The sequence below is a fragment of the Kitasatospora sp. MMS16-BH015 genome (assembly GCF_002943525.1).
Taxonomy (GTDB): Bacteria; Actinomycetota; Actinomycetes; order Streptomycetales; family Streptomycetaceae; genus Kitasatospora.
Genome location: NZ_CP025394.1, coordinates 8,264,360 through 8,273,901, shown reverse-complemented (window position 1 = coordinate 8,273,901; position 9,542 = coordinate 8,264,360). Strand labels below are relative to the sequence as shown.

Annotated in this window: 14 protein-coding genes; 7 read left to right on the top strand and 7 right to left on the bottom strand. The window is 74.2% G+C overall.

The annotated features are described in order from the left end of the window. Positions 1-8: 8 nt before the first annotated feature. Both CFP65_RS35615 and CFP65_RS35610 read right to left on the bottom strand, forming a co-directional pair. Positions 9-374 carry a PRC-barrel domain-containing protein gene (locus tag CFP65_RS35615; RefSeq protein WP_104820047.1) on the bottom strand — a complete coding sequence of 122 codons (366 nt, stop codon included), beginning with the start codon at positions 372-374 and terminating at the stop codon, positions 9-11. Then, positions 371-1,516, bottom strand: a complete 1,146-nt coding sequence (locus CFP65_RS35610) for a mechanosensitive ion channel family protein (RefSeq protein ID WP_254552738.1) — start codon at positions 1,514-1,516, stop codon at positions 371-373. The genes CFP65_RS35615 and CFP65_RS35610 overlap by 4 nt, the downstream gene beginning before the upstream one ends. Before the next feature lie 133 nt (positions 1,517-1,649). Between CFP65_RS35610 and CFP65_RS35605 the strand changes: the two genes are divergently transcribed. The 3 genes from CFP65_RS35605 to CFP65_RS35600 all read left to right on the top strand — a co-directional run bounded on the left by CFP65_RS35605 (position 1,650) and on the right by CFP65_RS35600 (position 2,922). Next, positions 1,650-2,006, top strand: coding sequence for a PRC-barrel domain-containing protein (locus tag CFP65_RS35605; RefSeq protein ID WP_104820045.1), 357 nt, complete (start codon positions 1,650-1,652; stop codon positions 2,004-2,006). Between the two features lie 18 nt (positions 2,007-2,024). After that, on the top strand, positions 2,025-2,192 hold the full coding sequence (locus tag CFP65_RS39885; RefSeq protein WP_168219645.1) for a hypothetical protein: 168 nt from the start codon (positions 2,025-2,027) through the stop codon (positions 2,190-2,192). Between the two features lie 88 nt (positions 2,193-2,280). Further along, positions 2,281-2,922 (top strand): carbonic anhydrase, encoded by a 642-nt coding sequence (locus CFP65_RS35600; RefSeq protein WP_104820044.1) that lies wholly within the window; start codon positions 2,281-2,283, stop codon positions 2,920-2,922. Positions 2,923-2,989: 67 nt separating this feature from the next. Here the strand turns inward: CFP65_RS35600 and CFP65_RS35595 are convergent, their stop codons facing one another. Beyond that, a complete protein-coding gene (locus CFP65_RS35595; protein ID WP_371682498.1) occupies positions 2,990-3,862 on the bottom strand; it encodes a SigB/SigF/SigG family RNA polymerase sigma factor in 873 nt (290 codons plus the stop codon). Between the two features lie 201 nt (positions 3,863-4,063). On the opposite strand from CFP65_RS35595, the gene CFP65_RS35590 reads away from it, so the two are divergent. Both CFP65_RS35590 and CFP65_RS35585 read left to right on the top strand, forming a co-directional pair. Further along, complete coding sequence (locus tag CFP65_RS35590; RefSeq protein ID WP_104820042.1) at positions 4,064-4,441, top strand: STAS domain-containing protein; 378 nt, start codon at positions 4,064-4,066, stop codon at positions 4,439-4,441. Positions 4,442-4,546: 105 nt separating this feature from the next. Then, positions 4,547-5,014 carry an ATP-binding protein gene (locus tag CFP65_RS35585; RefSeq protein WP_104820041.1) on the top strand — a complete coding sequence of 156 codons (468 nt, stop codon included), beginning with the start codon at positions 4,547-4,549 and terminating at the stop codon, positions 5,012-5,014. Between the two features lie 200 nt (positions 5,015-5,214). Here the strand turns inward: CFP65_RS35585 and CFP65_RS35580 are convergent, their stop codons facing one another. The 3 genes from CFP65_RS35580 to CFP65_RS35570 form a co-directional block, all read right to left on the bottom strand. Continuing rightward, entirely contained in the window at positions 5,215-5,547 is a 333-nt protein-coding gene (locus tag CFP65_RS35580) for a WhiB family transcriptional regulator (RefSeq protein ID WP_104820040.1), read from the bottom strand. A gap of 79 nt (positions 5,548-5,626) precedes the next feature. Continuing rightward, the gene (locus CFP65_RS35575; RefSeq protein ID WP_158702538.1) at positions 5,627-5,992 is read right to left on the bottom strand and encodes an SsgA family sporulation/cell division regulator; all 366 of its coding nucleotides are present in this window, start codon (positions 5,990-5,992) and stop codon (positions 5,627-5,629) included. Between the two features lie 143 nt (positions 5,993-6,135). After that, positions 6,136-6,927 (bottom strand): YhjD/YihY/BrkB family envelope integrity protein, encoded by a 792-nt coding sequence (locus CFP65_RS35570; RefSeq protein WP_254552737.1) that lies wholly within the window; start codon positions 6,925-6,927, stop codon positions 6,136-6,138. A gap of 189 nt (positions 6,928-7,116) precedes the next feature. On the opposite strand from CFP65_RS35570, the gene CFP65_RS35565 reads away from it, so the two are divergent. Next, the gene (locus CFP65_RS35565; protein ID WP_104820038.1) at positions 7,117-7,677 is read left to right on the top strand and encodes a type 1 glutamine amidotransferase domain-containing protein; all 561 of its coding nucleotides are present in this window, start codon (positions 7,117-7,119) and stop codon (positions 7,675-7,677) included. A gap of 73 nt (positions 7,678-7,750) precedes the next feature. Then, entirely contained in the window at positions 7,751-8,302 is a 552-nt protein-coding gene (locus CFP65_RS35560) for a hemerythrin domain-containing protein (protein WP_104820037.1), read from the top strand. A 7-nt stretch (positions 8,303-8,309) separates the two neighbouring features. On the opposite strand, the gene CFP65_RS35555 is transcribed toward CFP65_RS35560, so the two are convergent. Further along, positions 8,310-9,443 carry a YbdK family carboxylate-amine ligase gene (locus CFP65_RS35555; RefSeq protein WP_254552736.1) on the bottom strand — a complete coding sequence of 378 codons (1,134 nt, stop codon included), beginning with the start codon at positions 9,441-9,443 and terminating at the stop codon, positions 8,310-8,312. Between the last annotated feature and the right edge of the window lie 99 nt (positions 9,444-9,542).

The following is a 9,542-nucleotide window of genomic DNA, read 5'->3' as shown; positions in this document are numbered from 1 at the left end:
GGCTTCGCTCAGCGGTTCGGCGGGCCGTAGAACGGGCCGTAGTACAGGCTGTACCGGTCCCGGATGTCCGGCTCGGTGACCAGCTCCTCGGGCAGGAACCGCGGACCGTCCTTGATCTCGGCCTTGGTGCGGTCCACGTACACCCGCTGCTCCTGGTGGTCGATCCGCACCACGGTGCCGGCCGGCAGCAGCACCAGGTGGCCGAAGATCCACGGCCCGGTGTCCACCACCAGGTAGGAGGCGGCGGCCTCGTCGGAGTGCCGGTCGATCTTGCCGATGTGGCCGTCGGTGGCCTCCACCTGGAAGCCGACCAGATCGCTGCCGGCGAGGTGGCCCGACGTCGGCCGGAAGCCCCAGATCTCGGTCTCGCTCATGTCCCTCCTCGGGTCGCGGCGCCGCTGCGGCGCGGTGCGTCCCCGCTCGGCTGCCCCGTCCCGCCGGTTCCATGCGCAAAGCCGGCCGTCCCGTCCGCCGGGCCACCGGGTCGGCCGAGCGGGCCGGCGATGGTGAGCCGGGGCAGGGCGCGCGGGTGGTGGTCGCGCAGGTGGGCGATCAGGCGCTCGCGGACCTGGCAGCGCAGCTCGAAGGCGTCGCCCCCGTCCCGGGCCGTCATCAGGGCGCGGACCACCACCGTGGTGGGGGTGGTGTCGACCACCTGGAAGGCCCGGCCGCGGCCGTCCCAGAGCTCGTGGCCGTCCAGGAACTCCTCGAACTCCTTCCGCAGCTCCGCCACCGGGGCGCTGTGGTCCAGGTGCAGCAGGGCGGTGCCGGTGATGCCGGGGTCGCGGCGCGACCAGTTCTCGAACGGGCGGCTGGTGAAGTACGAGACCGGCATGACGATCCGCCGCTGGTCCCAGGTGGCGATCACCACGTAGGTCAGGGTGATCTCCTCCACCGTGCCCCACTCGCCGTTGACCACCACCACGTCACCGATCTGGGCCATGTCGCCGTAAGTGAGCTGGAGGCCGGCGAACAGGTTGGCCAGCGTGCTCTGGGCACCGACCCCGGCCACCACCCCGGCCAGGCCGGCCGAGGCCAGCAGGCTGGTGCCGAGGGTGCGCACCTGCGGGTAGGTCATCAGCATCGCGGCGAGCGCCACCAGGGCTATCGCCGCCTGGCTGAGCCGGCGCAGCAGGTCGGCCTGGGTCCGGGCCCGGCGGGCCCGGGTGGCGTCCCGGCGCCGCACGGTCACCCGCACGCCGGCCTCGGCCACCAGGGCCACCACCCGCCCGGCCAGCCAGCCGCAGTTGCCGATGGTCAGCAGCAGGAGCAGGTGCCGCACCCCGCCCCGGGTGCCGGGCGAGAGCGGGAAGGAGGGCTCCACCGCCAGCGCCAGCGCCGAGGCGCAGGCCGCGAACACCGGCACCCGGCAGCGCCGCAGCAGCGAGAGCGGCACCCCTTCGGCGGCGGCCGGCAGCCGGCCGATCGCCAGCTTCACCAGCCGGTCCACGCCCCAGCCCGCTCCCACCACCAGCAGCACCACCACGGCCAACCGCAGCCAGGCCCACCGATCCACGAAACACTCCTCCCGTCCGACGGCCTCGGTCCGGTGATCGGGTGCCCGTCCTGCCCGAGCCCATGCCTGACGGCGCGCGCGGCGGGTATCCGCCGGGGAAGATGGACAGCCACGGCTGACGGGAGGTCCGAGAATGATCCGCACCGCCGACATCAGGGAGTGGCGCGAGCAGCCGGTGCTCGACGAGGGCGGCAAGAAGATCGGCACGCTGGAGTCGGTGTACGTGGACACCGGCACCGACGAACCGGCCTTCGCCACCGTGACCACCGGCCTGCCGACCAGACGGCACCTGGTCTTCGTCCCGCTGGACGAGGCGGTGGCCGGCCCCGGCTACCTCCGGGTGGCCTTCCCCCGCTCCCAGGTCAAGCGGGCGCCCTGGATCCCGCTCGACGGCGTCCTGGCCGCCGAGCAGGAGCCGGCGGTCTTCGCCCACTACCAACTCACCCACACCCCGGGCGCGAGCGGCGAACGCCGCCTGGCCCGCCGCTGACCGACCGAGGAGGCCGTCATGGCCTGGATCCTGCTGCTGATCCTGATCGCCGTCGCCCTGGGCCTGATCGGCGCGGTGGCCAAGGGGCTGTTCTACCTGCTGGTGATCGGCGTGGTCGTGTTCCTGGCCGCGCTGCTGCTGGGCGCACTCCGGTTCCGCAGCGGCGGCCGCCGCCCGACCCGCTGACCCCGTGCGCACCCGCTCCGGGCCGGATAGGGCCGAGCGAGGGAACCCGACCACACGTCCGTACGAGCCGCACCCTAGGGTTTGCCCCATGAACGGTGACCCGATGACTCCCCACGCGGCCCTCGACACCCTGCTGGCCGGCAACCTCCGCTTCACCGACGGCTCCCCGGAGCACCCCAACCAGGACGCGGCCCGCCGCGCCGCCACCGCGCCGATCCAGAGTCCGTTCGCGGTGCTGTTCGGCTGCTCCGACTCCCGGCTCGCCGCCGAGATCATCTTCGACCGCGGCCTGGGCGACCTCTTCGTGGTCCGCACGGCCGGCCACGTGCTCGGCTCCGAGGTGCTCGGCAGCATCGAGTACGGGATCGACGTGCTCGGCAGTCCGCTGGTGGTCGTGCTCGGCCACGACGCGTGCGGCGCGGTCGCGGCCACCCGCGCGGCGGTGGAGGAGGGCACCACCGCCGTCGGCTACGTCCGCGACGTGATCGAGCGGGTCACCCCGAGCGTGCTCGCCGCCCGGGCGGCCGGCTGCACCGAGGACAGCGAGTTCATCCACGCCCACATAAGGCACACCGTCGACCTGCTGATGGAGCGCTCCCGCACCCTGGCCGACGCCGTGGCGGCCGGCCGTGCCGCCGTGGTAGGCCTGGCCTACCGCCTGACCGACGGCACCGCCCACCTGGTCACCTCGCGCGGCCTCGACCTCCCCGCCGAGGAGCCGGCCGCCTGACGACGAAGTCCTGTCCGGTCCGAGCCCAGCTGGGCTCGGACCGGACAGGACTCGGATCGGACGGGGCTCAGGCCGACAGCGCCTCCCTCAGCGTGCCGAGGGTCCGGGCCAGCAGCCGGGAGATGTGCATCTGCGAGAGGCCGAGCTCCCGGCCGATCTCGGCCTGGGTGAGGTCCTCGCAGAACCGCAGCGACAGGATCCGCCGCTCCCGCTCGGGCAGCTCCGCGATCACCGGCCGCAGGGTCTCCAGCGCGAGCACCCGGTCGTAGGCGCTCTCCTCCACGGCCAGCTTGGCCGCCAGCGCGGGGGCGGCCTGGCTCTCGCCCTCGGTGGCGGGGGCGTCCAGCGAGTGCGCGTTCTGCGCCTGGGCGGCGATCAGGCCCTCCCGGACCTCCTCCTCCGGCAGCTCCAGGTGCTCGGCCAGCTCGGCGCTGGTGGGCGCCCGGTCGAGGGACTGCTCCAGCTCGTCCGAGGCCTTGGCCAGGCTGATCCGCAGCTCCTGGAGCCGCCGCGGCACGTGCACCATCCAGCCGGTGTCCCGGAAGAACCGCTTGATCTCCCCGGTGATGGTGGGGATGGCGAAGGTGGAGAACTCCACCCCGTACGAGGGGTCGAACCGGTCGATCGCCTTGATCAGGCCGACCGTGCCGACCTGGGCCATGTCCTCGGCGGGCTCGTGCCGGTGACCGAAACGGCCCACGCAGAAGTGCACCAGGGCCATGTTGAGCTCGATCAGGGTGGCCCGGACGTACCCGTACTCGTCACTCTCCTCCCCGACGGCGCGCAGCCGCTCGAAGAGTACCTTCGACAGCTCCCGCGCATCGGCCGGGCAGACCTTCGCCAGGTCTCCGGCCTCAGCGATCAGGGCAGCGGTGCTCCTCCGGTCGTCCATCTCGGCCAGCTGGGTGACGGTTACGGACACGGCAGTGGCAGCCGACATGTCCCGCTCCTTCGGTTCCGACGACAGGTGACAGGCCATCGCGTGCCCGCGTTCTCCGAACCCAAAGCTGCCTTCACGACTTCTTCACCAAGGGCTTCCGATTGATCCACATCGACCGGGCGACCTGCGGAGCACCCTGCCGCCGGGGGCGGTCCTCGTGGCAGACTGGCGCTCGCGCCACGCCCATCGCAGAGGAGTGTCATGCCGAGCAGTGCCACCGAGGGCCCCGGGCCCGCCGCCGACCGCCTGAGGGTGGACCTCCGGCTGCACGACCGCGCCGTGGTCGTCTCCGCGGCCGGCGAGCTGGACCAGGACAGTGTCGGCCTGCTGCACGAACGGCTGGTCGAGGCCCTGGGCACGCCCGGCGCCGACCGCCTGGTGGTCGACTGTGCCCGGCTGCTCTTCTGCGACTCCACCGGGCTCAACGCCCTGCTCACCGCGCGGCGGGACGCCGAGTCGGCTGGCCGGGAGCTGGTGCTGGCCGATCTCCAGCCTGCCGTGGCCCGGGTCTTCGAGATCACCGGAGCCGGGGCCGTGTTCGAGATCCGACCCGATCTGGAGTCCGCCGTCGCCCGGTAGACCTGTCCGGTCGTGTGTCCGCTCGGGCTGAGCGGGCAGAAGACCCCCGGAGCGGCCCGAGCCGTCTCCCCCGTCGCACCGCCGTCAGAGTGAGGACAGATGAGAGTGAGCGATCCGCAGACCAGCGACCAGCCGGTGTTGCTCTCGCTCCCGCCGCACGGCCAGACCCGCCGGCTGGGCCTCACCGGAGCCGCCGGCACGGTCGGCTGGTGCCGCGACCAGACCCGGCAGGCGCTGCACGACTGGGGTTGGCTGCCGACCGCCGACCCGGACCGGCTGGCCCGCGCCGACGACGTGCTGATCGTGGTCTCCGAGCTGGTCACCAACGCCTGCCGCCACGGCGGCGGGCCCGACCAGCTCGTCCTGCACGCCACCCAGCGGCTGCTTCGGGTCGAGGTGCTCGATGCCTCCACCACCCCGCCCCAGCCGCGCCGCCCGCACTCCCCCACCCAGGTCGGCGGCCACGGGCTGCACACCGTCACCCTGCTCGCGAGCCGCTGGGGCGCCACCCCGCACGAGAGCGGCACCGGCAAGACGGTCTGGGCCGAGTTCGACCTCCCGTCCGGCGGCTGAGCCCGGCCGGAGCCGGTGACGACGAGCAGGAACGGTACGGACAGCCGAGAGCGGCCCGGCCGGGGAGTCTCCCCGATCGGGCCGCTCTGCTCTCGGCGACGCCGTCCGCGTCACGGTCTTCTCTCAGGGCCGTCGCTCCCGGCCCACCGCGCTGCCGCGGACGTACCTCCGGTGCGGCTGGCGAGCACGGACCCCCGCACTCACGCCACCTCCTGCCGCCGGGCCCGGCTGCGCGTACCGGCCGGCCGCCGGCGCTGCGGCCTCCTGGCCAGCAACCGCTGGCGTTCGTCCTCGGTGAGCCCGCCCCAGACTCCGTACGGCTCCCGGACGGCGAGCGCGTGGGTCAGGCACTCGACCTGCACCGGGCAGCGGCGGCAGACGGCCACCGCCGCCTGCTCCCGTTCGTCGTGGGCGGGCCCGCGTTCGCCGGAGGGGTGGAAGAACAGCTCGGTGCCGTACTCGCGGCAGGCGCCGAGGAACTGCCAGTCCCAGTGGCGGGCGTAGGCTCCGGGCAGACGGGCTATGTGCGTCATGGCGACGTCCTCTCGGTTGTGGGGTACCCGACCGCCCCTCGTCTGTCCCGGTTCCGCCGCCTCAACCCCCGGAGTCGGCTCAGGCCGAGAGCAGTTCCCGGATGCACAGGTCCCAGTCGATCCGGCCGGGCTCCGCGCCGGGCGGCACCAGCTCCCGCGTCTCGGCCAGGAACCGGTCCAACCCGTCGGCGGGCAGGCTCAACAGCGCCACCCGCTCGCCCCTGCCCAGCGCCACGTGCACTCTGCCGCCGTCGGCCGGCTCGACGTGCACGTCCCCCTCCCCGGCCGGCCCGACCAGACCGGCCGTCAGCACCTCCCGGGAGAGGATCCACTCCGTCCGCCCGGTGCCGAAGTCCAGCAGCACGGCGTACGGATCCTCCGGCCAGTACTGGCACTCGACCTCCAACTCGTGCCACGTCTCCACCACCAGCAGTCGCATCGTCATCCGCACGCTCAGCCAGTACAACCGGCACCCCACCTCTCCACCCACCACGCTCCGACCGGACTCCTGGCACCCGTCTGCCCCGAACTCCCGGCCTCACCCGCCTCCGATGGGTGGATCGGGTGAAGGCCACGGGCCCGGTCTCACTACACCCGGCGGGCCCGCACCACCGCCCGCCCCACCAGCGCTCCGCCGTACACCGTGTAGCCGACCCCGATCAGCCAGGACTGCACCACCAGGACCGTGCCGACCGTGCCGTACGAGACGGCGTTGGAGACCAGCAGCGGAGCGAAGACCCAGCGGGAGAACAGCCGCAACCCGGCCAGCCCCAGCATGGTGGCCACCGCCCCGGGCAGCAGTTGCCGGGACGGCACCCGGCCGGCCAGCAGCAGGTACGGCAGCACCCAGAACAGCAGCAGGCCGCCCACCGTCGAGCCGAGGATCCGCAGCGCCGGCTGCGCCAGCGGGGTGGTGCCGCTCCAGCCGGCCAGCACGATGTAGCCGGTCAGCCCGGCCAGCCCCAGCACCTGGCGCCAGACGGCGTGCCACGGGCCCCGGTCCAGGCCCCAGATCCGCTCGTAGACGCCCTGGATCGCGGCCATCAGCGAGATCCCGAAGACGGCCAGCGCGGCCAGGCCGAACGCGGTGGTGGTGCTGAGCACCTGCCCCCGGGAGGCGAACAGCGCCCGCACGGCGTCGGCGCCCCGGCCGCTCAGGCCCAGCGCCTCGGTGATCCACTCGGTGATCCCGCTGTTGCGTGCCGGGAAGGCCGCCGCGATCACCACCAGCAGCGGCACCAGCGTCACGAAGAACAGCGCCGCGAAGGCCATCGACCGCTGCAGCAGCTCGACCGACTTGCCCCGCTCCCAGGCCTCCCCGACCGCCGCGACCAGCACCCGCCGCCACGTCCACACCACCGGCACGAACCGCCCCCGCACGCCCTGCCTCCCACCGCCGCCCGTCGGATCCCCCAGTCTCCCCCGACCGACCCCCCGCAGTCTCCGGCCCCCGCCCCGCACCCCACCGCGCCCACCCGGACGGCCCACACCGCCGGCTCCCGCCCGGCTTCGGATCCCGCCGAGCGGGTACCCGCGCCGGTCAGACCACACCCGACCGCTGGAGGACCCATGGACCTCACCCACGAAGGCATCCGCGCGCTCGCGATCACGGCCGACCACGGCGTGGAGCAGGACGAACTGCTCGTCCCGGTCCGCCACCTGCGGCAGAGCGGCGCCTGGGTCGACCTCGCGACCACCGGGCTGACCGAGGTCGGCACCACGGTGCGGGACAAGGAGCCGGGCGTGAGCGTCGAGCCCACCCACACCCTGGACCAGGTCGGCCCGGACGGGTACGACCTGCTGCTGATCCCCGGCGGCACCCTCAACGCCGACAGCCTGCGCACCGAGCCGGAGGCGGTCGAGCTGCTGCGGGCATTCGTCGCCGGGGGCCGCACGGTGGCGGCCATCTGCCACGGCCCCTGGCTGCTGGTCGAGGCCGACGTGGTGCGCGGCAAGCGGCTCACCTCCTTCCCGTCCCTGCGCACCGACCTCACCAACGCCGGTGCCCACTGGACGGATCAGGAGCTGGTCGACGACGACCACGGCGGCTGGCGCCTGCTCACCTCACGCAGCCCGGACGACCTCGACGCCTTCCTGCACGGCATCGACACCGCCCTGGCGGCCGCCTGAACGTGTCGCCGCCCGCTGACCGGGTAGCCGCGGGTCCCGTACCCGTGCGCCACCCGCGAAGGGAGCACTCGCCATGGCACCCCAAGGAGACCTGCTGGAGGAACTCCTCGTCCAGCACGACGCCGTCCGCGTCCACTTCAGCGCCCTCGGCGGGGTGCCGCTGGGCGATCCGGAGCGCCGGCGGCTGGTCGACCTGGTCAGCGCGGAGCTGATGGGCCACCTGGCCGTCGAGGAGCGGCTGCTGCACCCGGTGGTGCGCCGGCACCTCGCCGACGGCCGCACCCTGGCCGGTCTCAACCTGGCCGCCCACCGCACGGTGGAGGGGCTGCTGGCCGACCTGCGGTACGCGGACGTCGCCTCGGCCCTGTTCGACCGGCTGGTGGCCCGGCTGGTCGAGGAGACCACCCGCCACTTCGGCGAGGAGGAGGCTCAGCTCTTCCCGGCCGTCCGGGCGGCCGTCCCGGCGGCCACCCTGCACCGGCTCGGCGAGAAGACCGGCGCGGCCCTGGCCCACGCGGCCGTCCACCCCAAGCCGCAGCCCCCGGCCGTGAAGCCCCCGGACCGTCTCCCGCCGCCCGAACGCGGCCTGGCCGCCAGGCTCCGCGCCTTCCTCACCCCCAGCTGACCCCCGGTCAGCCCCGCCCCACCACCGACCGCCCGGACCGGGCGGTCAGGTACGCGAGGTGGTCCACCACCTCCGGCAGCGACCGGTTCCGGGCGAAGACCGCCCGCTGGCGCTGCGCCCCCGTCCCGGTGGCCAGCAGCCGGTGCGTCAGCGTCCGGGCCAGCACCAGGTCGCCGGTGAGCTCCAGCCCCGGCGCGGCCTGCTCGAGCAGGCGTTCCACCAGCCGCTCCATCGGTACGGCCGCCCCGGTGCACGGGTCCACCCCGGTGCCGGTGAGCCCGCCCAGGGCGGCCAGCCGGTGGGCGGTGCGCAGCGCCCCGGGCCGGACCGGCGGCCGGGGCCGCCCCCGGTGCTGCGCGGCCAGCATGGTGTGCGCGAGTCCGCGCAGCAGCACCGCGTACAGCACGATGGTGTCCACGTCCGCGTTGGTGTCGGCCACCCGCACCTCCAGGGTGGGCAGGTGCTCGGAGGGGCGGGCGTACCAATAGAGCATCCGCCGGTCGAGGATCACCTTCCGCTCGGTCAACCACCCCAGCAGTCGCTCGTACCCGCCCTCGTCCAGCGCGGGGGCCGGCCCGCAGGTCGGCCAGGCCCGGTAGCGCAGCGAGCGGCTGCTCGCGGCGCCGTTGCGGCCCTCGCAGAACGGCGAGTTGGCGCAGAGCGCCTGCAGCACCGGCAGCCAGGGCCGCAGCCGCGCGCTGAGCGCGAGCGCCTCGGCCCGGTCGAGGTCGCCGAGGTGGACGTGGCAGCCGCACAGCTCCCCGCCCACCTGGTCGGCGATCGGGCCGACGTGCGCGGCGACCCGGTGGTAGCGGGCCCGGTCGGTCACCGGGAGGGGGTGCCGGCTGGGCAGCACGGCGGTGCCCGAGGCCACCAGCAGGCAGTCCGCCTCCTCCGCCGCCCGCACCAGCTGTTCGCGCATCGCGATCAGCTCGGCCCGGAGCTCGACAGCCGTGCCGACCGGCGGGGTGCAGCCCTCCACCTGGGTGTCCAGGAACTCGTGCTGGGCGCGTTCACCGAGCACCCGCACGGCCCTCGGCACCACCAGGTGCGCCTTGGCCACGGTCATCCTGGACGCCGGGTTGGCGAGCAGGAACTCCTCTTCGACCCCGAACCTGAGCACCATCGGGCGGCTGCTCATCACTCTCCCTGCCGATCTCACGCACGGTCACCGCCGGCCACCCCGCGCCTTCCCCCGCCCCGCCGCCGGAAACCACCGACGCCCCCTGGTCACCGGACC

Excerpts from the sequence above, each read along its gene's own strand:
- CFP65_RS35615 (WP_104820047.1), bottom strand. The coding sequence starts at position 374 with ATGAGCGAGACCGAGATCTGGGGCTTCCGGCCGACGTCGGGCCACCTC.
- CFP65_RS35605 (WP_104820045.1), top strand. The coding sequence starts at position 1,650 with ATGATCCGCACCGCCGACATCAGGGAGTGGCGCGAGCAGCCGGTGCTC.
- CFP65_RS39885 (WP_168219645.1), top strand. The coding sequence starts at position 2,025 with ATGGCCTGGATCCTGCTGCTGATCCTGATCGCCGTCGCCCTGGGCCTG.
- CFP65_RS35600 (WP_104820044.1), top strand. The coding sequence starts at position 2,281 with ATGAACGGTGACCCGATGACTCCCCACGCGGCCCTCGACACCCTGCTG.
- CFP65_RS35595 (WP_371682498.1), bottom strand. The coding sequence starts at position 3,862 with ATGTCGGCTGCCACTGCCGTGTCCGTAACCGTCACCCAGCTGGCCGAG.
- CFP65_RS35590 (WP_104820042.1), top strand. The coding sequence starts at position 4,064 with ATGCCGAGCAGTGCCACCGAGGGCCCCGGGCCCGCCGCCGACCGCCTG.
- CFP65_RS35580 (WP_104820040.1), bottom strand. The coding sequence starts at position 5,547 with ATGACGCACATAGCCCGTCTGCCCGGAGCCTACGCCCGCCACTGGGAC.
- CFP65_RS35575 (WP_158702538.1), bottom strand. The coding sequence starts at position 5,992 with ATGACGATGCGACTGCTGGTGGTGGAGACGTGGCACGAGTTGGAGGTC.
- CFP65_RS35565 (WP_104820038.1), top strand. The coding sequence starts at position 7,117 with ATGGACCTCACCCACGAAGGCATCCGCGCGCTCGCGATCACGGCCGAC.
- CFP65_RS35560 (WP_104820037.1), top strand. The coding sequence starts at position 7,751 with ATGGCACCCCAAGGAGACCTGCTGGAGGAACTCCTCGTCCAGCACGAC.
- CFP65_RS35555 (WP_254552736.1), bottom strand. The coding sequence starts at position 9,443 with ATGAGCAGCCGCCCGATGGTGCTCAGGTTCGGGGTCGAAGAGGAGTTC.